Annotated in this window: 17 protein-coding genes; 11 read left to right on the forward strand and 6 right to left on the reverse strand. The window is 67.4% G+C overall.

Going from position 1 to position 20,043, the window contains the following annotated elements; genetic code table 11:
• Positions 1 to 55 precede the first annotated feature (55 nt).
• A complete protein-coding gene (locus QE393_RS01165) occupies positions 56 to 1,444 on the forward strand; it encodes an MFS transporter (protein ID WP_310041687.1) in 1,389 nt (462 codons plus the stop codon).
• Positions 1,445 to 1,446: 2 nt separating this feature from the next.
• Here QE393_RS01165 and QE393_RS01170 read toward each other — a convergent pair whose 3' ends face one another.
• Together QE393_RS01170 and QE393_RS01175 are read right to left on the reverse strand one after the other, a co-directional pair.
• Positions 1,447 to 4,545 (reverse strand): multidrug efflux RND transporter permease subunit, encoded by a 3,099-nt coding sequence (locus QE393_RS01170; RefSeq protein ID WP_273810040.1) that lies wholly within the window; start codon positions 4,543 to 4,545, stop codon positions 1,447 to 1,449.
• Positions 4,545 to 5,696: an efflux RND transporter periplasmic adaptor subunit gene (locus QE393_RS01175; RefSeq protein ID WP_310041688.1), complete on the reverse strand. Its 1,152-nt coding sequence runs from the start codon at positions 5,694 to 5,696 to the stop codon at positions 4,545 to 4,547. Before QE393_RS01175 ends, QE393_RS01170 begins: the two co-directional genes overlap by 1 nt.
• Positions 5,697 to 5,814: 118 nt before the next feature.
• Between QE393_RS01175 and QE393_RS01180 the strand changes: the two genes are divergently transcribed.
• The 3 genes from QE393_RS01180 to glsB all read left to right on the forward strand — a co-directional run bounded on the left by QE393_RS01180 (position 5,815) and on the right by glsB (position 9,029).
• On the forward strand, positions 5,815 to 6,543 hold the full coding sequence (locus QE393_RS01180; RefSeq protein ID WP_405046220.1) for a response regulator: 729 nt from the start codon (positions 5,815 to 5,817) through the stop codon (positions 6,541 to 6,543).
• A 178-nt stretch (positions 6,544 to 6,721) separates the two neighbouring features.
• A complete protein-coding gene (locus QE393_RS01185; RefSeq protein ID WP_273810037.1) occupies positions 6,722 to 8,038 on the forward strand; it encodes an ATP-binding protein in 1,317 nt (438 codons plus the stop codon).
• A gap of 76 nt (positions 8,039 to 8,114) precedes the next feature.
• Positions 8,115 to 9,029 (forward strand): glutaminase B, encoded by a 915-nt coding sequence (gene glsB / locus QE393_RS01190; RefSeq protein WP_405046271.1) that lies wholly within the window; start codon positions 8,115 to 8,117, stop codon positions 9,027 to 9,029.
• A 204-nt stretch (positions 9,030 to 9,233) separates the two neighbouring features.
• Here glsB and QE393_RS01195 read toward each other — a convergent pair whose 3' ends face one another.
• From QE393_RS01195 to QE393_RS01205, 3 genes are all read right to left on the reverse strand, one after another.
• A complete protein-coding gene (locus QE393_RS01195) occupies positions 9,234 to 10,118 on the reverse strand; it encodes a hypothetical protein (RefSeq protein ID WP_310041691.1) in 885 nt (294 codons plus the stop codon).
• Between the two features lie 86 nt (positions 10,119 to 10,204).
• Positions 10,205 to 11,644, reverse strand: a complete 1,440-nt coding sequence (cls, locus tag QE393_RS01200) for a cardiolipin synthase (RefSeq protein ID WP_273810032.1) — start codon at positions 11,642 to 11,644, stop codon at positions 10,205 to 10,207.
• A gap of 28 nt (positions 11,645 to 11,672) precedes the next feature.
• Entirely contained in the window at positions 11,673 to 12,803 is a 1,131-nt protein-coding gene (locus QE393_RS01205) for a class I SAM-dependent methyltransferase (protein WP_273810031.1), read from the reverse strand.
• Between the two features lie 261 nt (positions 12,804 to 13,064).
• Here QE393_RS01205 and QE393_RS01210 point away from each other — a divergent pair, with 261 nt between their 5' ends.
• Both QE393_RS01210 and QE393_RS01215 read left to right on the forward strand, forming a co-directional pair.
• Entirely contained in the window at positions 13,065 to 13,841 is a 777-nt protein-coding gene (locus QE393_RS01210; RefSeq protein WP_273810030.1) for a ferredoxin--NADP reductase, read from the forward strand.
• Positions 13,842 to 14,074: 233 nt separating this feature from the next.
• Positions 14,075 to 15,628, forward strand: coding sequence for a TerC family protein (locus tag QE393_RS01215; protein ID WP_273810027.1), 1,554 nt, complete (start codon positions 14,075 to 14,077; stop codon positions 15,626 to 15,628).
• A gap of 213 nt (positions 15,629 to 15,841) precedes the next feature.
• Here the strand turns inward: QE393_RS01215 and mscL are convergent, their stop codons facing one another.
• Positions 15,842 to 16,291, reverse strand: coding sequence for a large-conductance mechanosensitive channel protein MscL (gene mscL, locus QE393_RS01220; RefSeq protein WP_273810026.1), 450 nt, complete (start codon positions 16,289 to 16,291; stop codon positions 15,842 to 15,844).
• Between the two features lie 224 nt (positions 16,292 to 16,515).
• On the opposite strand from mscL, the gene QE393_RS01225 reads away from it, so the two are divergent.
• The 5 genes from QE393_RS01225 to QE393_RS01245 all read left to right on the forward strand — a co-directional run bounded on the left by QE393_RS01225 (position 16,516) and on the right by QE393_RS01245 (position 19,744).
• Positions 16,516 to 16,755, forward strand: coding sequence for a YdcH family protein (locus QE393_RS01225; RefSeq protein ID WP_007162691.1), 240 nt, complete (start codon positions 16,516 to 16,518; stop codon positions 16,753 to 16,755).
• 93 nt (positions 16,756 to 16,848) lie between these two features.
• Positions 16,849 to 17,058: a hypothetical protein gene (locus QE393_RS01230; RefSeq protein WP_183633565.1), complete on the forward strand. Its 210-nt coding sequence runs from the start codon at positions 16,849 to 16,851 to the stop codon at positions 17,056 to 17,058.
• Between the two features lie 142 nt (positions 17,059 to 17,200).
• Positions 17,201 to 17,470, forward strand: coding sequence for a hypothetical protein (locus QE393_RS01235; protein ID WP_133862128.1), 270 nt, complete (start codon positions 17,201 to 17,203; stop codon positions 17,468 to 17,470).
• A gap of 115 nt (positions 17,471 to 17,585) precedes the next feature.
• Positions 17,586 to 18,947 carry a DNA repair protein RadA gene (radA, locus tag QE393_RS01240; protein WP_017639095.1) on the forward strand — a complete coding sequence of 454 codons (1,362 nt, stop codon included), beginning with the start codon at positions 17,586 to 17,588 and terminating at the stop codon, positions 18,945 to 18,947.
• A gap of 86 nt (positions 18,948 to 19,033) precedes the next feature.
• Complete coding sequence (locus QE393_RS01245; RefSeq protein ID WP_158895664.1) at positions 19,034 to 19,744, forward strand: copper resistance protein B; 711 nt, start codon at positions 19,034 to 19,036, stop codon at positions 19,742 to 19,744.
• Positions 19,745 to 20,043 lie beyond the last annotated feature (299 nt).

A 20,043-nucleotide genomic window follows, 5' to 3' on the forward strand; every position in this document is an offset into this window, starting at 1 on the left:
CGCCCTGACTACAACAACAAAGGAGCGCCAGTCTGGCCGCTCCCGGGAGACCGCTATGCCCTTATCCGCAACCTCCGCTGCCGCCGTGGCGGCCGCCGAACAGGCCATCGTCCGCAAGGTCGCCTGGCGGCTCATGCCGCTGATCATGATCTGCTACCTGTTCGCCTTCTTCGATCGCATCAACATCAGCTTCGCCAAGTTCCAGCTGCAGGCCGACCTGTCGCTGAGCAACACCGCCTATGGCCTGGGCGCGGGACTCTTCGTGGTGGGCTACGTGCTGTTCGAGGTACCCAGCAACATGATGCTGTACAAGGTCGGCGCCCGCCGCTGGATCGCGCGCATCATGATCTCCTGGGGCATCGCCACGGCGCTGATGATGTTCGTTACCGCCGAATGGCAGTTCTATGTGCTGCGCTTCCTCATCGGCGCCATGGAGGCCGGCTTCGCGCCGGGCATCCTCTACTACCTGACGCTGTGGTTTCCGCAGAGCTATCGCGGGCGCATCACCTCGACGCTGTTTCTCGCCTCGGCCTTCGCCGGGCTGATCGGCGCCCCGGTCTCGGGGGTGATCCTCGGCCAGATGGACGGCCTGCTCGGCATTCGCGGCTGGCACTGGCTGTTCCTGGTCGGTGGCATTCCCTGCGTACTGCTGGGCGTGCTGGTGCTGCGCCTGTTGCACGACCGCATCGCCGACGCACCCTGGCTCAACGCCGAAGAGAAGACCTTCCTGGCCAGCCGCATCGCCCGTCATGAAAACAACAGCCATGGCTCGCTGCTGGCGGCGATCCGGCTGCCGGGCTTCCTGCTGCTCGCGGTGATCTACTTCCTGATCCAGGTCGCCTCCTATGGCCTCAACTTCTGGGCGCCACAGCTGATCCGCAGTGCCGGTACCGAGAGTCCCACCCTCATCGGCCTGCTGACCGCCGTGCCCTACGTCTTCGGCGCCATCAGCATGGTGGTGGTGGGCCGGCTGTCGGACGCCAGCGGCGAGCGACGCAAGTTCGTCTGCGGTCTGGTGATCGCCGGCGCCCTGGGTTTCTTCAGCGCGGGACTCTTCGCCGACCACACCACCTTCCTGATCCTCTCCCTGGCCCTGATGGGCGCCGGCATCATCGCCGCCATCCCGACCTTCTGGTCGCTGCCGCCGAAACTGCTGGCCGGCGCGGGCGCAGGGGCCGCGGGGGGTATCGCCCTGATCAACACCCTGGGGCAGGTCGGTGGCATCGTCAGTCCGGTGATGGTGGGCTACATCAAGGACATGACCGGCAGCACCACCCCGGCGCTCTATCTCATCGGCTGCACCAGTCTGCTGGCCGCCGGCCTGATGTTCTGGGCACTGCCGCAGAGTCTGCGGACCTCGGACAAGATCGGCGCCCGCAAGCCGGAGCCCGCGCCGGTCGAGGATGCCGCGCTGCTGGGCGACAAGCGCTCTCTCAACTCCTGAGGCTAGAGTTCCGGCGCGCGCCAGCGCCGGACCAACCGCAGCACTAGCACGAAGAACACCGGCACGAAGACCAGCGCCAGGGTGGCGCTGAGCATGCCGCCGATCACCCCGGTGCCCACCGCCTGCTGGCTCGCCGAGCTGGCACCGGTGGCCAGGGCCAGGGGCACCACACCGAGAATGAAGGCCAGCGAGGTCATGACGATGGGTCGCAGGCGTAGCCGGGCGGCGCGACAGGTGGCCTGGTACAGGTCCAGGCCGCCGTCGTGCAGGCGCTTGGCGAATTCGATGAGCAGGATGGCGTTCTTCGCCGTGAGACCGATCACCGTGATCAGGCCGACCTTGAAGAAGACGTCGTTGGGCATGCCTCTCAGGGTCACCGCCAGCACCGCGCCGAGCACGCCCAGGGGCACCACCAGCAAGACCGCGGTGGGAATCGACCAGCTTTCATAGAGCGCCGCCAGACAGAGGAACACCACCAGCAGCGACAGCCCCAGCAGCAGCGGCGCCTGGCCGGCGGAGAGGCGTTCCTGCAGCGACAGCGCCGTCCACTCCAGGGCGAAGCCCTGCGGCAACTCGGCGGTCAGGCGCTCCAGTTCGGCCATGGCCTCGCCGGTGGTGTGACCGGGCAGCGGCTCGCCGGACAGGCTGATGGCGGGATAGCCGTTGTAGCGCGACAGCTGCGCCGGGCCCTGGGTCCAGTCGGCGCTGACGAAGGCGGACAGCGGCACCATGCGCCCGCGCTCGTTGCGTACCTCCAGGCGCAGCAGGTCGTCCACCTGGCTGCGGCTGCCCAGCTCGGCCTGCACGATCACCTGCTGCATCCGGCCGCGATTGGGGAAGTCGTTGACATAGCTTGAGCCCAGGGCGGTGCCCAGGGTCTCGCCGAGGGCGGCGAAGCCTACCCCCAGGGCGGCGGCCTGGCGGCGATCCACCACCAGCTGCACCTGGGCGCTGTCGGCCAGGGCGGTCTCCCGCACGTAGGCGATGATCGGATTGCCCGCCAGCCGGGCCTGCAATTCATCCCGCGCCGCCTTGAGCGCCGCCTGGCCGCGATTGGACCTGTCCTGCAGGCGCACCTCGAAACCGCTGGAAGTGCCCAGGCCTTCCACCGGTGGCGGCAGCACGGCGAAACCCTGGGCCTCGCTTTCGCCCGCCAGGGCGGCATTGGCGCGCTCGGCGATGGCCGCGGCGGAGTCGGTCGGGCCACGGGCGGACCAGTCCTTGAGGGTGGTGAAGGCCAGGGCGGCGTTCTGGCCGCTGCCGGAAAAGCTGAAGCCGAGCAGCACGAGGTCGTTGGCCACCCCGGGTTCGGCGGCGTAATGGCGTTCCAGGCGCTCGAGCACCTTGAGGGTGCGTTCCTGGGTGGCGCCGGGCGGCAGCTGGATGTCGGTGATCAGATAGCCCTGGTCCTCGGTAGGCAGAAAGGCGCCGGGCAGCCGGCCATAGAGCGCCACCAGGGCCACCAGCAGGACGGCGAACAGCAGGAGATTGGGCAGCAGCCGGCGGATGGCGCGGGCCACCCAGCCTTCGAAGCCGGCGGTCAGGCACTCGAAGCCCCGGTTGAAGGCGCCAAAGAAGCCGCCGCGGGCATGGGCGTCCTGGGGAATCGGCTTGAGCAGGGTGGCGCACAGCGCCGGGGTCAGACTCAGGGCGAGAAAGGCGGAAAGGAGGATGGCCACCGCCATGGACGCCGAGAACTGGCGATAGATGACGCCCACCGAACCGTTCATGAAGGCCATGGGCACGAAGACCGCGGTCAGCACCAGGGTGATGCCGACGATGGCGCCGGAGATCTCGCCCATGGCCTTGCGGGTGGCGGCGCTCGGATCCAGTCCCTCCGTGGCCATGAGCCGCTCGACGTTCTCCACCACCACGATGGCGTCGTCCACCAGGATGCCGATGGCCAGCACCATGCCGAACAGGGTCAGCACATTGATCGAATAGCCTAGCGCCAGGAGCACGGCGCAGGTGCCCAGCAGCGCCACCGGCACCACCAGGGTCGGGATCAGGGTGTAGCGCAGCTTCTGCAGGAACAGGTACATCACCGCGAACACCAGCGCCATGGCTTCCAGCAGGGTATGGATGACCTGGGTGATGGAGATCTCGACGAAGGGCGCCGTGTCGTAGGGGATGTCGTATTTCATCCCCGGCGGAAAGTACCGGGACAGCTCGGCCAGCTTGGCGCGTACCGCCTTGGCGGTGGCCAGGGCGTTGGCGGTGGGTGCCAGCTGCACCCCGACCGCCACCGAAGGCTTGCCGTCCAGCCGCGTGCCGAAGTTGTAGCTCTGGCTGCCCACCTCGACCCGGGCCACGTCGCCCAGGGTCACGCTGGAGCCATCGGACCCGGCGCGCAGCAGGATGCCGGCGAACTCCGCCGGGTCGCTCAACTGGCCCTTGATCAATACCGGCGCGGTCAGCTCCTGGCCCGCGGGCGCGGGCAATTCGCCAAGGCTGCCGGCCGCCACCTGGGCGTTCTGCTCGGCGATGGCCCGGGTCACGTCCGCCGGGGTCAGGCCGACCGCCACCAGGCGACTGGGATCGAGCCAGACGCGCAGGGCGTGCTCGGCGCCGAACAGCTGGGCCTTGCCCACCCCGTCCAGCCGGCGCAATTCGTTGACCACGTTGCGCGCCAGGTAGTCGCTCAGCGCGGTGGTGTCGAGGCGCTCGTCGGTCGCGGTAAGGGTGACGAACAGCAGGTAGCCGGCTGAAGTCTCCTCGATCTGGATGCCCTGCTGGGTGACCGCCCGCGGCAGGCGCGGCTCCACCACCTTGAGGCGATTCTGGATGTCCACCTTGGCCAGCTCCGGATCGGTGCCGGGCTGGAAGGTCACGGTCAGGGTGGCGCTGCCCTGGCTGCTGCTGGAGGAAAAGTAGAGCAGATGGTTGACGCCATTGAGCTCCTGCTCGACCAGGCTGACCACGCTCTCGTCCAGGGTCTGCGGCGAGGCGCCCGGATAGCTCAGGGTCAACTCGATCTGCGGCGGCGCCACATTGGGGTACTGGGCCACCGGCAACTGCGGCAGGGCCAGCAGGCCGGCGAGCAGGATGAACAGCGCCACCACCCAGGCGAACACCGGGCGGTCGATGAAGAAGCTGGCCATCAGCGCACCTCCGCCGCGGTGGCCCGGGCCTCTTCGGGCTCCACCACCAGGCCCGGCTGCGCCTGTTGCAGGCCGGAGAGCAACACCCGCTCACCGGCGGCCAGGCCGGACTCCACCACCCAGCGACCGTCCACCACCGGTCCCAGGCGCACCTCGCGCAGGGCCATCCGGTTTTCGGCGTCCACCACCCAGACCTGGGCCCCGCCATCGACGCTGCGCTGCACCGCCCGCTGCGCCACGCTCAGGCCCTGGTCGAGGCGCGCCTGCTCCAGGCGCACCCGCACGAAGCTGCCCGGCAGGAGGTCGCGCCGTGGATTGGGAAACTGGCTGCGCAGGGTGATCTGCCCGGTGCTGGCGTCCACCGCCAGATCGGCGAACAGCAGGCGGCCGCTCTCGGGGTAGGGGCTGCCGTCCTCCTGCAACAGGGTCACCCGGGCCTGATCCGGCGCCACCTGCTGCAGACGACCGTCCCGCAGCGCATCGCGCAGGGTCTTGAGCTGGCGGGTCGACTGGGTGACATCGGCATGGATGGGGTCCAGCTGCTGGATGATCGCCAGGGGCGTGGCATCGCCCTGGCCGACCAGGGCACCTTCGGTGACCAGGGCCTTGCCGATGCGCCCGGCAATGGGCGCCTTGACCGTGGCGTAGCCCAGGTTCAGTCGCGCCCGCTTGAGCGCCGCCCGGGCCGCTGCCACCTCGGCCTGCGCCTGCAGGCTGGCACCGCGGGCGTTGTCTTGTTCCTGGCGACTGATGGCCTCGCTCTCCACCAGCGCCGCATAGCGCTCGGCCAGACGCCGCGCCTGGAAGGCACTGGCCTCGGCCTTGCGCAGGGCGGCCGCGGCGCTGTCCACCTCGGCCTGCAGCGGCGCCGGATCGATACGGAACAGCACCTCGCCGGCCTTGACCTCGCTGCCCTCGCGAAACACCCGCTGCAGCACGATGCCGGCGACCCGTGCCCGTACCTCGGCGGTTCGTGGCGCCACCAGGCGGCCACTGAGTTCACTGGCGATGGCCAGCGGCCCAGGGTGCAGTGTCTCCACCTGCACCCTGGGCGCGGGCGGGGCGGCGGCGTCCGGGGCCGGACGGTCGCAAGCGGCGAGCAGCAGGCAGAACAGCACGAGGCTGCCGAGGGCAGGGTGGGACAGGGACATCGGGGCTTCCTCCAGGAGAGCGCCATGGTAGGCGTCTCGCTCAAGCCACCCTGTAAACGTCTGTAGGTCTCTTGTGAAAGAGTGTTAAGCCTTGCGCCCGCCCGCCCGGGGCTCGGCTATGCTCGGCACTTTCCCGCCACGAAGACCTGCCGTGATCCCCTTGCTCATCGTCGAAGACGACACCGCCCTGGCCGAGCTCATCGCCACCTACCTGGGCCGCCAGGGCTATGCCGTGACGGTGATCGGTCGCGGCGACGAAGCCCTGGCCGCGGTGCAGCGACTGCGCCCGCAGCTGGTGGTGCTCGACGTCATGCTGCCCGGGCTGGACGGTCTGCAGGTCTGTCGCCAGCTGCGCGCGACCCAGCCGAGCCTGCCGATCCTGATGCTCACCGCCCTGGACGACAGCCACGATCAGGTGCTGGGGCTGGAGATCGGCGCCGACGACTACGTCAGCAAGCCCTGCGAACCGCGGGTGCTGCTGGCCCGCATCCGCACCCTGCTGCGCCGCTGCCAGCTGGTCGAGGCACCCGCCGATGACCGCCTGACGATCGGCCAGCTGCAGCTGCTGCCGGGTGAACGCCAGGTCTGGTGGCGCGACCAGCTGGTGGAGGTGTCGTCCACCGAATTCAATCTGCTGGCGATCCTCATGCGCCATGCCGGCGAGGTGCTCAGTCGCGACCAGCTGATTCAGCAGCTGCGCGGCATCGAATTCAACGGCGTCGACCGTTCGGTGGATGTGGCCATCTCCAAGCTGCGCCGGCGTTTCGAGGAGCATCCCGGCGAAGCACGACGGATCAAGACCGTCTGGGGCAAGGGGTATCTGCTGTCTCGCGCCGAGTGGGACTAGTGTGGTGTCTCAGAAGTTAACTGCACAATTTTGGCGGCGCTTTTTGCTTCTGAGCGTCGTTGCCCCTCCTCGCCATAGCCCTGCTATGACTCGTCGCGGCGCCTAGCCCATTCGGAGCGCCGAACCGAACAAAAATCACTCGCCAATTCTTGCGCGAACTTCTGAGGCACCACACTTGATGCTCAAGATCCTCGTCCGCCTCTACCTCATCCTGCTGGTGACCTACGGCGCCGCCAGCTACCTGGTGCCCGAGGCGCTGATCAGGGTGTTCGACGAACGCTACAGCCGCTACGCCCTGGAGCAGTTGCACGGCCCGCTCAGCCTGGCGCAGCGGGCCTTCGTCACCACGCCGCTGGAGCGCTGGCCGGTGGTGCAGCAGGAGCTGGCCACGGATCTGGCACCCATCACCCTGCGCCTGGTCGCGGTCGAGGATCCGGTCTTCACCGCGGAAGAGCGCTCGGCGCTCGAAGCCGGCGAGCGGCGGGTGCGCCTGGGCGACTATGGCGAGCCCAGCGCGGCCCTGGTGCCGCTGCCGGCGGAGCAGGTGCTCTGGGTCGGCATCCCCGAGGCGCCCACCGACATCGCCCTGACCTACTGGGCGATGAACGCCCTGATCGGCGCGGCCCTGCTGGTCTGTCTCTACGTCTGGCTGAGACCGCACTGGCGTGACCTGGAACGGCTGCGGCGTACCGCGGCGCGCCTGGGCAAGGGTCATCTGGGCGAACGCACCGCCATCTCGCCGCGCTCGGACATCGGCGAGGTGGCGCGGGCCTTCGACGACATGGCTCAGGAGCTGGAGGCACTGATCGTCCAGCAGCGCGACCTGCTCAACGCCGTCTCCCACGAATTGCGCACACCGCTGTCGCGTCTGGAATTCGGCCTGGCGCTGCTGCAGGCCGATCCGCTGCCCGCCGAGACCCAGCGGCAGCTGGAGCAACTGGTGCGTCATGTGCGCGAACTGGATGCCCTGGTCGACGAATTGCTGTCCTTCGCCCGACTGCAGAGCAGCCAGCAGCCGCCCGAACACCTGAGTCTGGAGCTCGAGGCCTTTCTCGACAGCGTGCTGGCCGACTTCGCCGAGGAGCAGGAGCGCCGCGGGCTTGAGGTGCACCTGGACGTGACGCGGGCGCCCAGGCGAGTCGAGCTGGCGCCTCGCCTCACCGCCCGCGCCCTGCAGAATCTGCTCGGCAATGCCCTGCGTTATGGCCAGCGAGAGGTCTGGATAACGGTCCGCGGCGATGGCGAAGCGCTGCTGATCGCGATCGAGGACGACGGCGAAGGCATTCCCGCGGCGGAGCGCGAACGGGTCTTCGAGCCCTTCTACCGGCTGGATCGCAGCCGCGATCGCGCCACCGGTGGCTTCGGCCTGGGCCTGGCCATCAGTCGTCGCGCGGTGGAAAAACAGGGTGGCCGCCTGGACCTGAGCACCGGCGCCGGGGGTGGCGCCCGGTTCGAGATCCGCCTGCCGCTGCGGCCGCGCCCGGGGCTCGCCTGAGGCCGCCGCGACCCCTACACTTGGCGCCCCCGCCCGTTTCGGAATCGTCATGGCAGAGCCCTTCGACCGCCAGCCGCTGCAACCCCTGCTCGACCGTATCGCCGCCGCCGCGCCGCGCCATTTCGGCGAAGGCGAGGTGGCCGACTACATCCCGGCCCTGGCCGAAGTGGCACCGGATCAGTTCGGCATCGCCGTCTGCGACGTCAAGGGTCAGGTCTGGCGCGCCGGGGCGGCCGACACGGCCTTTTCCATCCAGTCCATCTCCAAGGTGCTCAACCTGGTGATCGCCATGCAGCGCCTGGACGAGCCGGACATCTGGACCCGCGTCGGCCGCGAACCCTCCGGCCATGCCTTCAACTCCATGGCGCAGCTGGAAGAAGAGAAGGGCGTGCCGCGCAATCCCTTCATCAACGCCGGCGCCGTGCAGGTCTGCGAACTGCTGGTGTCGCGCATCATGTCGATCCACTGGATGATGCGCGAACAGGCGCGGCGCCTGGCCGGCAATCCGGCGATCAATTTCGACGACCGCGTGGCCCGCTCGGAGATGGACCACAAGGCGCGCAACGCCGCCCTGGCCTATCTGATGAAGGCCTACGGCAATCTCCATAGCGAGGTCGATGACGTCCTCGACGTCTATTTCCACGGCTGCGCCCTGGCCATGAGCTGCGTCGACGTGGCCCGCGCCTTCGCCTTTCTCGCCAACGGCGGGGTCAATCCCCAGGATGGCCAGGCCGTGGTGACGCCCCAGCAGACCCGCCAGCTCAATGCCCTGCTGCTGACCTGCGGCCTCTACGATGCGGCGGGCGACTTCGCCTGGCGCGTCGGCCTGCCGGGCAAGAGCGGGGTAGGGGGTGGCATCGTCGCCATCGTGCCCGGGCAGATGAGCATCTGCGTCTGGTCGCCCCGGCTGGACAGCTACGGCAACTCGGTCGCCGGCCTGCGCGCCCTGGAGACCCTGGTTGAAGGGCTGGGCGTGGCGCCGCTGGGCTAAGAGCCTGTTCAGCGTCTGCTGCGCGTCGGCCAAACGGCGTTAACGATGGCCTGGGTCGCCAGCCCCGCCTGGGCGGCCCCGTCGCAATGCGCATTCACCCTGAGTAAGTTCCCGCGCGAACCCGGGTCCGATCCGCTTCCTCAGGCCTTTTCGTGGGGCCGCCTGGGCCCTGTTGGCTCTAGCTCGCGAGATCGCGAACAGCTTCTAATAGGCCATGGACAGGCTGAGGGTCACCTGGGGGACCACGCCGTCGGTCTCGCCCTCCGGACCGCTCAAGTCGCGCAGGGCGCCGTCGCGATAGAGCGCCAGGGCTTCGGCGCGAGCGCTCCAGCGTGTCTCGCCCCAGCGAAGGGGCTGCTCCAGGGCCAGGCCGGTACGGGCATAGAGGCGGTCACCGGAGTCCGGCCCATAGAAGCCGTTCCAGCCCACCCCCAGGGCGCTGGGGAAGCTCAGGCGCAGACCGCTGGCCGAGAGGTCCAGTCCGGGTTCCAGGCTGCCCTGGGTGTAGAGACCGCCATCGCCCTGGGCGCGGGTGGTCACCGCCAGTCCCGGGCGCCAGGCACCCAGGCCCGTATCGGCCTGATAGGCCAGGGTCAGGCTGGCTTCCTGAGTGGTCGCGGCGACGTCGTTGGGGCTGCTCTTCACCGTGTAGACGAAGCCGACCCTCAGGCCGTCGACCGGTGACACCACCAACCCCAGCAGATTGTTGCTCTCGTACCAGCGCCGCGGGCTGACCTGCTCCTCGCTGGACGGGCTGTGCAGGCCATTGCTGCTGCTGAACACCAGCCAGGCATCGGCTATACCGTCGGCACCCTGGTGCAGATCCAGGGCGAAGCCCGCCTGCAGGTGCAAGGGGATGCGGTCGAGGCTGGCTGCGTCGTCATCGTAGTTGCCACGGGAGAAGTCGCCGTTGCGCACGTCCACGCCCAGGAGCGGATGGAAGCGCCCGGCGGCCTCGCTGACCTCCACGCTGCCCAGGGCGGCGTCCTCGCTCTCGATGGAGGGCACGCTGCGTGGCGCGGCATGGGCCGCCACGGCCAGGCAGCCGGCCAGCAGGCAGGCGCAATGCAGGGGCGCAAAGGATGGCATGGCGGGCGACTCCGGGGGCGCGGGGCGCTCCGGGCGTGGCGCCATGAGCTATCGGACCGAACCGTCGCGGAGCGGGTTCCGAGGCCCTAGAGTACCGGTGAGAACACCCGCGCCACCCGCATGGCCACCCGCCGCCAGCGGCGCAGGGCGGTGTTGTCCTCGGGGGTGAGTTCGCGCGAGCGACTGAAGTCCTGCTCGAGCATCTTGCGCACCTCCCAGGCGAAGGCGACGTCCATCACCATCACCATGACCTCGAAGTTGAGGCGGAAGGAGCGGTTGTCCAGGTTGGCGCTGCCCACCGCAGCCACGTCCTCGTCGATCAGCACCACCTTCTGGTGCAGGAAGCCCGGGCCGTAGCGGAACACCCGCACCCCGGCGTGCACCGCTTCGAAGGCATAGAGATAGGAGGCGGCATAGACCACCTTGTGGTCCGGTCGCGAGGGCAGCAGGATGCGCACGTCGACCCCGCGCAGGGCAGCCAGACGCAGGGCGGCCGAAACGGCTTCGTCAGGGATGAAATAGGGCGTGGTGATCCAGACCCGGTGGCGCGCCGAGTGGATGGCCTCGACAAAGAACAGCGAGCAGGTCTCCTGGTCGTCCGCCGGCCCGCTGGGCACCACCTGGCAGAGCACGCCACCCTCTTCGTAGCGTTCCGGCAGCAGCAGGGTGGGCAGCCGCCGGGTGACCCAGTACCAGTCCTGGGCGAAGGTCTCCTGCAGGGTGGCCAGCGCCGGACCGCGCAATTCCAGGTGGGTATCGCGCCAGGGCGCCAGGGGCGGCTTGAGGCCCATGTATTCGTCGCCGACGTTGAGCCCGCCGGTGAAGCCCACCTCGCCATCCACGATGACGATCTTGCGGTGGTTGCGGAAGTTGACCTGGAAACGGTTGATCAGCCCGCGTCTGTTGCTGAAGCCCTTCACCTCGCAACCGGCCTCGCGCAGCTTTTCCACATAGGCGCGCGGCAGGGCATGGCTGCCGATGGCGTCGTACAGCAGAAAGACCTGCACCCCGGCGCGGGCCCGGTCGAGCAGGGTGTTCTGCAGGGCCAGGCCGAGGGCATCGTCGTGGATGATGAAGAACTGCACCAGCACCACCTTTTGCGCGCCGCGGATGGCCGTGAGGATGGCGGCGAAGGTTTCCTCGCCGTTGATCAGCAGACGCACCTGATTGTTCGCGACGCAGGGGGTGCCGGTGAGGGCGGTCATGGCCCTGAGCTTGCGATTGGCGGCGCTGCACTGCTGGGCGGCCATGGCCTCGGCGATCCAGGGCCGCCAGTCCAGCTCGGCGGCCTGGCGCGCCATCTCCTCGTCGGCCTGGCGCCGCGCCTTCACATAGCTGTCGAAGCGCCGCCGGCCAAACACCAGATAGGGGACCAGGCTGAGGAAGGGCATGAACACCAGCGCCATGGCCCAGGCCATGGCGCCCTGGGCGGTACGCACCGTGATGATGGCGTGGATCGCCGCGCTGATGCCGATCAGTTCGAGGACCAGGGCGATGTAGTGGAGATCGAGGGGCAGGGAAGGCACGCGGGCAGCTCTCGCTCCGGGGTGGATGTCAGAGAGGTTGGACCGCCCTGAGCACCACGAATTTCGGAGTGGCCGCGATCTGTTCGACGCGCCTGAACAGCCGCTTGAGCTTGGCGTGGTAACCCAGGTGGCGATTGCCCACCAGCCAGAGTTCGCCCTGTTCGGTCAGCGCCGCTCGCGCCTGCTGGAACATGCGCCAGGCGAGAAAGTCACCCACTACCTGCTGCTGGTGGAACGGCGGGTTGCAGAGGATCAGGTCCAGCGACCGCGGCGGCTGGTCGGCCAGGCCGTCGGCCGCGCGGATCGCCACCGGACGGTCGCCGAAGGCCGCGGCCCAGTTTTCCCGCGCCGACTGCACCGCCATGTAGGACTCGTCCACCAGGGTGAATTGCGCCTCCGGATTGGCCAGGGCACAGGCCAGGGCCAGCACGCCGTTGCCGCACCCGAGATCGGCTACCCGGGCCTGGCCCAGCTGCTGAGGCAGGTGCGGGAGGAAGGCGCGGGTGCCGATATCCAGGCCCTCGCGGCAAAAGACGTTGGCGTGGTTGACCAGGGTCAGCGGCGGTGCATCCAGGCGATAACGACTCGGGTAGGGCGAGGCCACCGCCGGCCGCGTCTCGGGCGTGGCAGACAGCAGCCGCGCCTTCTTCACCGCGAGCGAAGCCTGCACCGGGCCGATATGCCGCTCCAGCAGGTCGCCGGCGGCGCGGGGCAGGTGCTTGAGCATGCCGGCGGCGATCACCCGCGCACCGGGCGCCAGCTGGCCGTGCAGGCGGATCAGTTGTTCCTCCAGCAACGCCAGGGTCTTGGGCACCCGCACCAGCACCAGATCGAAGGGACCGCTGGTCGCCTCGCTGGCCGGGACGAAGGTCACCGTCTCGGCAGCGAGGCCGTTGCGCGCCAGGTTGGCCGCCAGCGCCAGGGCCGCCAGGTGCGAGTCGCCACTGGAGGTCACCCGGGCATGGCCGGCGAGACTGGCGGCCAGGGCACCGAAGCCGTCGTTGAGCACCAGCACCCGGGCGGCGGGGTCCAGGCCGCTCTCCGCGACCTGCTGCAGCAGGTACTCGTCGGCGGCGTCGAAGGCCTGCAGGGGATCGTCGCGGCGCGGTGGCTGACGGTCGAGTTCGAGGGTGGCGAAGGGCGAGACGAGAGAAGGCATGGTTTCTGTCGGTGTTTATCGGCGGCCCAGTGCGGGACAATGGCGCAAAGAACCTGTTTACGATCTGCTGCGCGTCGGCCAAACGGCGTTGAAAATGGCCTGGGTCGCCAGCCCGGTCGGAATGCGCATTTACCACTCGTAAACGCGAACACGAGACCGGTCCGCTTCCTCAGCCATTTTCGCGGGGCCGCCTAGGCCTTGTTTGGCTCTAGCTCGCGAGATCGTAAACAGGCTCTAAGCAATCGGGAAAAAGAGGCCAGTATGACCGCCACCGAAGACAAGTTCACCCACGAGACGATCACCGCCGTCTGGCCCTGGAGCGACAACCTCTTCAGCCTGAGGACCACCCGCGATGCGCGCTATCGCTTTCGCGCCGGCCAGTTCGCCCGTCTGGGCGTGCGCAAGGCCGATGGCGACGTCGTTTGGCGGGCCTACTCCATGGTCTCGGCGCCCCACGACGACTTCCTCGAATTCTTTTCCATCGTGGTGCCGGGCGGGGCCTTCACCAGCGAGCTGAGCCGCCTGCGCGAGGGCGACGAATTGCTGGTGGAAAAGCAGCCCTACGGCTATCTCACCCTGGAGCGCTTCGGCGGCGGTCGCGATCTCTGGCTGCTGGCCACCGGTACCGGTCTGGCGCCCTTCCTGTCGATGCTGCAGGAACCCGATACCTGGGAGCGCTTCGAGCGCATCGTGCTGGTCTACAGTGTGCGCGAAGCCCGTGACCTGGCCTACCAGGAGGTCATCCGCGGTTACGGCCAGGTGGAACACCTCGAAGGCCTCACCGATCGCCTGGTCTATGTCCCCGTGGTCACTCGCGAGGAGCATCCCGGCGCCCTGCGTGGCCGCATCACCACCCTGATCGAGAACGGCGAGCTGGAACGCGCCGCCGGCGTCGAACTCTCGCCCGAGCACTCGCGCATCCTCATCTGCGGCAACCCGGAGATGGTCGACGACACCCGCCAGCTGCTCAAGACCCGTGATCTGCAGCTGGCCCTGAGTCGCCGGCCCGGCCAGGTGGCGGTGGAGAACTACTGGTAAAGGCCGCGTCGCACCGGCGTCTTTACGTTTTCTTCACAATTGGAAAAGGTTGGGCCTTTAGTTTTGGGCCCGCCTTGCTCTAGGATCGGAATTTCCAAGGCTACCTTTCGAGTTCCGATGAGCAGTGACAGATCCGAGCCGCCCCCGGCCCTTGTGCCAGGTGCGGCTGACACCCCCTCTCGCCTTATCCCCTCCGTGGCCGTTCGGCCCCTTCAGACGGAGGTCCGCCGCTGATGGAATGGATCGCCGATCCCACCGCCTGGTTGGGACTGCTCACCCTGATCGTCCTGGAAATCGTCCTGGGCATCGACAACCTGGTCTTCATCGCCATCCTCGCCGACAAGCTGCCGCCCGCGCAGCGTGACAAGGCGCGGGTGATCGGCCTGTCGCTGGCGCTGATCATGCGTCTGGGCCTGCTGGCCAGCATCTCCTGGATGGTGACCCTCACCGAACCGCTGTTCGAGGTATTCGGCAAGGCCTTCTCCGGCCGTGACCTCATCATGCTGTTCGGCGGTATCTTCCTGCTGTTCAAGGCCACCACCGAGTTGCACGAACGGATCGAGGGCCATACCCACAAGACCGGTGGCAATCGTGCCTATGCGGCCTTCTGGCCGGTGGTCGCGCAGATCGTGGTGCTCGACGCCGTGTTCTCGCTGGACGCCGTCATCACCGCCGTGGGCATGGTCGAGCACCTGAGCGTGATGATGATCGCCGTGATCATCTCCATCGGTCTGATGCTGGTGGCGAGCAAGCCGCTGACCGCCTTCGTCAACGCCCACCCCACGGTGATCATGCTGTGCCTGGGCTTCCTGATGATGATCGGTCTGAGCCTGACCGCCGAAGGCCTGGGCTTCCATATCCCCAAGGGCTATCTCTATGCCGCCATCGGCTTCTCGATCCTTATCGAGTTGGCCAACCAGGTGGTGCGCTGGAAGCGCAAGCGCCAGTTGCACGAGCGCCTCGGCATGCGCGAGCGGACCTCCCAGGCCGTGCTGCGCCTGCTGGGCGGTCGCCTGCGCGAAGACGAGGTGGACGAGGACATCGCCGAGTTGATGGACGGCGAGAAGGGCGAAGGCCCGATCTTCGATCGCCGCGAGCGACTGATGATCAGTGGCGTACTGCAACTGGGCGAGCGCCCGGTGCGCACGGTGATGACCGCTCGCGCCGACGTCGACATCCTCGATGCCGACGCCGCCCCGGAGCGCCTGCGCGAGCAGTTGCTGGCCTCGGCCCACTCGCGCCTGCCGCTGGTGGTCAACGGCAATATCGATGAACCGTTGGGCTACGTGCACAAGAAGGAGCTGTTCACCGACATCCTGCAGGGCCAGACGCCCGACCTGCGCAATCGCGTGCGCACGCCCATCCATCTGCCGGCCCAGGCCTCGGTACTCGGGGCCCTGGAGCAACTGCGTGCGGCCTCGACTCACGTGGCCTTTGTGGTCAACGAATTCGGTGGCTTCGAAGGTCTGCTGACCCTGACCGACATCCTCGAGGCCATTGCCGGCGAGATGCCGGACGCCAGCGAGGAAAGCCTGCCGGAGCTGGAGAAGGTGGAAAACGGCTATCGCGCCAGCGGTGGCCTGACGCTGCATCCCCTGGCCCAGCGCACCGGCTTCCAGATCGCCGAAAACGAGGACTATCAGACCCTCGGCGGCCTGGTGGTGGACCTGCTGGGCCGCCTGCCGGTGGCCGGCGATCGCCTGGAATACCAGGGCTGGCAGCTGACGGTGGAGTCGGTCAAGGATCGGCGGATCGGCTGGATCCGCCTGGAGCGACCCGCCTCCTAGCGAGGCGGGCGTTCTGAAAGCCTGTTCAAAGGCTGCGAGCTAGAGTCAAACAAGGCCTAGGCGGCCCCGCGAAAATGGCTGAGGAAGCGGATCGGACCCGCGCTCGGGTTTACAAGTGGTAAATGAGCATTCCGACGGGGCCGCCCAGGCCGGGCTGGCGACCCAGGCCATTTTCAACGCAGGTTGGCCGACGCGCAGCCGCCTTTGAAAGGCTTACAGCGGGTTGATCGGCGGTTCCTGCTTCACTGCAGGGGCCACGGTCGCCTGGCTGTTCTGCTCCTTCAGCAGGTCACGGATTTCGGTCAGCAGCACCTGATCCTTGGTCGGGCCGGACGGAGCGGCCTCCTGGTGCAGACGCAGGCGATTGAGCACCTTGATCGCCATGAAGATGGCGAAGGCGATGATCACGAAGTCGAAGATGGTCTGCAGGAACTTGCCGTAGGACATGACCACGGCCGGCTGGTCACCCACGGCGGCCCTCAGGGTGATCGCCAGTTGCGAGAAATCCACGCCCCCCAGCAACAGGCCCAGCGGCGGCGTGATGATGTCGGCCACGAAGGACGACACGATCTTGCCGAAAGCCGCGCCCAGGATGATGCCGACCGCCAGGTCGACCACGTTGCCTCTCATGGCGAATTTCTTGAACTCGGCAATGATGCTCATGCTGCACTCCTTTGGATGGTTTCGAAGAGACGATAGACGATTGTGCTCGCTTCGCTCGGGTTTGGAACCCTGCGAACGGTCCTGAGGTTCCCCGGCAGCGGCAAATCGCCGCGAAATCGGTAGCTGGTCGTGGCTGTCGCACTTTGTCGAAAGGGCCGGGTCCACCCTGTACGTCGAGGGCTGCAACCCTCGCGACTTCCACCTCTCGCCCCTAGGAGCCCCTGATGGTTGCCAAACACGACCTGCACAAAGACTTTCCCGAATACGCCGAGCAGCTGGACAGCCGTCCCCAGACCGATGCGGCCTTTGCCAAACTGCTGGAAGACTACGCCAAGCTCGACCAGCAGATCCTCGATCTGGAGGAGGTCGAAGAATCCAGCGGCGACGAGGAACTGGGTCGCCTGCGGCGCGAACGGGTCCTGCTCAAGGACAAGATCGCTCAGCAGCTGAAATACCCGTCCTAGCCGTGCCGGGCTCGGCGCGTGACGCCGAGCCCACGTTTATGCGATTGGCAAGGGCCGCTGGCGTTGCCATCATGGTCTCCCAGGAGAGGACCGATGACCGACGAAGTGGCGATGTACCAGCAGTGGCACCTGTGGATCACCGAGGCGGCCGTGGAAGCCCAGCGTCGTCGGGTGCAGCTGGAATTTGCCGAATACAGCCGCCTGCTGGCCAATCTGCAGCTACTCGAACAGGAGCGCTGGCAACAGGCATTGCCGGTCTGGTTAAGGGGCGATGTTGAGATGGTGTCCACGCTCAAGCACTAGCGCCAGAACCTCGCAGCAGACCCGGATGATCAAGCGCTGAACGACCGGCGGTACCTGGCGGTCAATGGGGTACCCCAGGCGAATTTCGCGGGGTGAGCGAGGTTTATCCGGCCTACCTGGCCCTCCCAACGAGGATGTCCCCATGAAGCGTACCGCCCTGATCGCCCTGATGATGTTCGCCGCTGCACCCGTATTCGCCAAGGATCTGTGCGCGGTCCAGCTGCAGAAGCTGGACGATGCCAGCAAGATGAAGACCAACATGATCGGCCCGGGCAGTTCCCAGGCCCAACAGATCGCCAGCTTCCGCAAGAGCGCCATGGAGGCCCAGAAGGCCGGCGACGAGAAGAAGTGCATCGCCCAGGCCAACCAGGCCCTGACCATGCTGCGTCAGCCGGGTGGCGAGGGCAACTAACGCTCAAGCCCGCTAGTGAGAGAGGCGCGCTCCCCCGGGATCGCGCCTTTTTACTGTCTATGCATCCAGTCGTGATATGCTGGGAACCTTCCTTTCTCGACTGGAGAATTCCGCCATGGCCAAGGCCAAGCGTCTCTACGGCTGCACCGAATGCGGCGCCACCTTTCCCAAGTGGGCGGGTCAGTGCGGCGAGTGCGGTGCCTGGAACACCCTGGTGGAAACCGTCGTCGAGACCTCGGCCGTCCCTTCCGGTCGCGCCGGCTGGGCCGGGGCACAGGCGACCATCAAGACCCTGGCCGAGGTCAGCGTCGAAGAAACCCCGCGCTTCACCACCGACTCCACCGAACTCGACCGGGTGCTGGGTGGTGGCCTGGTGGATGGCTCCGTGGTGCTGATCGGCGGCGATCCCGGCATCGGCAAGTCCACCATCCTGCTGCAGACCCTCTGCCACCTGGCGGCGCGCATGCCGGCACTCTATGTCACCGGCGAGGAATCCCAGCAGCAGGTGGCGATGCGCGCTCGACGCCTGGGGCTGCCGGAAGACAAGCTCAAGGTCATGACCGAGACCTGCATCGAGACCATCGTCGCCACCGCCCGCCAGGAAAAGCCGCGGGTCATGGTGATCGACTCCATCCAGACCATCTTCACCGAACAGCTGCAGTCCGCTCCCGGCGGTGTGGCCCAGGTGCGCGAGAGCGCGGCCCTGCTGGTGAGATTCGCCAAGCAGACCGGCACCGCCATCTTCCTGGTCGGCCACGTCACCAAGGAGGGCGCCCTGGCCGGACCGCGGGTACTCGAGCACATGGTCGACACCGTGCTCTATTTCGAGGGCGAGTCCGACGGCCGTCTGCGCATGCTGCGAGCGGTCAAGAACCGCTTTGGTGCGGTCAACGAACTGGGCGTGTTCGGCATGACCGACAAGGGCCTCAAGGAGGTCTCCAACCCCTCGGCGATCTTCCTCAACCGCGCCCAGGAAGCAGTGGCCGGCAGCGTGGTCATGGCGACCTGGGAAGGCTCGCGGCCGATGCTGGTGGAGGTGCAGGCCCTGGTGGACACCAGTCACCTGGCCAATCCGCGCCGGGTCACCGTGGGCCTCGACCAGAATCGCCTGGCCATGCTGCTGGCGGTACTGCACCGCCACGGCAGCATTCCCACCTACGACCAGGACGTCTTCATCAACGTGGTCGGCGGGGTCAAGGTGCTGGAGACGGCGGTGGATCTGGCGCTGATGTCGGCGGTGATCTCCAGCCTGAGAGACCGCGCCCTGCCGCATGACCTACTGGTGTTCGGCGAGATCGGCCTGTCCGGCGAGATCCGCCCGGTGCCCAGTGGCCAGGAGCGCCTCAAGGAAGCCGCCAAGCACGGCTTCAAGCGCGCCATCGTACCCAAGGGCAATGCCCCCAAGGATCCGCCGCCCGGTCTGCAGGTGGTGGCCGTGACCCGCCTCGAGCAGGCGCTGGATGCGCTCTTCGAGTAGCCTTGGGCGGCATTTGTAATATTTTTTAAAACTCTCGGTGGGGCAGGGTGGTCTATCAGGCGCTTCCACGAACCCGGATACCTGCCATGCCTCGTCTGCTCCCGCTTTCCCTGTTCCTTGCCGGCCTTGCCACCAGTGCCCTGGTGCAGGCCGCCGATCCCAGCAGCTCCGCCCCGGCCAGCCTGGAGGTGGATCAGCTGGAGTGGCAGCATGCCGACGAAGGCAGCGTCTTCAACTGGGATCTGGAAGGCTGGGCCCTGGGCGGCGGCGCCAATCGCCTGGATTTCCGCAGCCAGGGCGAGCGTACCAACGGCCACACCGAGCAGGCCGAGGTGCAGGCGCTCTGGGGACACAGCCTGGCCAAGGGCTGGGGCAGCGTGGCCGGCATTCGCCAGGATTTCAAACCCGGCTCGCCACAGACCTGGGCGGCCCTGGGCATCCAAGAGCACGATCCCGAGGATCTCGACATCGAGATCACCGCCTTCTTCGGCGAGAACAGCCAGACCGCCCTGCGCCTGGAAGCCGAATACGACTGGGCCCTGACCCAGCGGCTGATCCTCCAGCCCCATACCGAGCTCAACTTCTACGGCCGCAACGACGAGTCTCGCGGCCAGGGCGCCGGCTTTGCCGAAAGCGAGGCGGGCTTGCGCCTGAGATACCAGGTGACCCCGGAGGTCGCGCCCTATGTCGGCGTATCCTGGAACGCCACCCACGGCAATACCGCCGCCATGGCGCGCGAAGAGGGCGAGGACACCCACGACGCGCGCCTGGTGGTGGGTCTGCATCTGGAGTTCTAAACCTCATTGGGCTTCGCTGCGCTACGAGGCTAATTTCGCCGTCGGTTGGGTTGAGACAGCCTCATCGTCGAAGCCCAACAGCCAGGGCTGAACTCGCCCTGTTGGGCTTCGCTATCGCTCAACCCAACCTGCGAAGCTACCGATACCGTAGGTTGGGTCGAGACGGCTTCATCATCGAAGCCCGACAGCCAGGGCTGAACTCGCCCCGTTGGGCTTCGCTTTCGCTCAACCCAACCTGCGAAGCTACTGATACCGTAGGTTGGGTTGAGACGGCTTCATCATCGAAGCCCGACAGCCAG

It is taken from the genome of Pseudomonas sp. SORGH_AS_0211, from assembly GCF_031453455.1.
In the GTDB taxonomy this organism is placed as follows: domain Bacteria; phylum Pseudomonadota; class Gammaproteobacteria; order Pseudomonadales; family Pseudomonadaceae; genus Chryseomonas; species Chryseomonas aestiva.

Coding starts and splice junctions, on each gene's coding strand:
- QE393_RS01165 (WP_310041687.1), top strand. CDS start 56: ATGCCCTTATCCGCAACCTCCGCTGCCGCCGTGGCGGCCGCCGAACAG.
- QE393_RS01170 (WP_273810040.1), bottom strand. CDS start 4,545: ATGGCCAGCTTCTTCATCGACCGCCCGGTGTTCGCCTGGGTGGTGGCG.
- QE393_RS01175 (WP_310041688.1), bottom strand. CDS start 5,696: ATGTCCCTGTCCCACCCTGCCCTCGGCAGCCTCGTGCTGTTCTGCCTG.
- QE393_RS01180 (WP_405046220.1), top strand. CDS start 5,815: ATGCTCGGCACTTTCCCGCCACGAAGACCTGCCGTGATCCCCTTGCTC.
- QE393_RS01185 (WP_273810037.1), top strand. CDS start 6,722: ATGCTCAAGATCCTCGTCCGCCTCTACCTCATCCTGCTGGTGACCTAC.
- QE393_RS01195 (WP_310041691.1), bottom strand. CDS start 10,118: ATGCCATCCTTTGCGCCCCTGCATTGCGCCTGCCTGCTGGCCGGCTGC.
- QE393_RS01205 (WP_273810031.1), bottom strand. CDS start 12,803: ATGCCTTCTCTCGTCTCGCCCTTCGCCACCCTCGAACTCGACCGTCAG.
- QE393_RS01210 (WP_273810030.1), top strand. CDS start 13,065: ATGACCGCCACCGAAGACAAGTTCACCCACGAGACGATCACCGCCGTC.
- QE393_RS01215 (WP_273810027.1), top strand. CDS start 14,075: ATGGAATGGATCGCCGATCCCACCGCCTGGTTGGGACTGCTCACCCTG.
- mscL (WP_273810026.1), bottom strand. CDS start 16,291: ATGAGCATCATTGCCGAGTTCAAGAAATTCGCCATGAGAGGCAACGTG.
- QE393_RS01225 (WP_007162691.1), top strand. CDS start 16,516: ATGGTTGCCAAACACGACCTGCACAAAGACTTTCCCGAATACGCCGAG.
- QE393_RS01230 (WP_183633565.1), top strand. CDS start 16,849: ATGACCGACGAAGTGGCGATGTACCAGCAGTGGCACCTGTGGATCACC.
- QE393_RS01235 (WP_133862128.1), top strand. CDS start 17,201: ATGAAGCGTACCGCCCTGATCGCCCTGATGATGTTCGCCGCTGCACCC.
- radA (WP_017639095.1), top strand. CDS start 17,586: ATGGCCAAGGCCAAGCGTCTCTACGGCTGCACCGAATGCGGCGCCACC.
- QE393_RS01245 (WP_158895664.1), top strand. CDS start 19,034: ATGCCTCGTCTGCTCCCGCTTTCCCTGTTCCTTGCCGGCCTTGCCACC.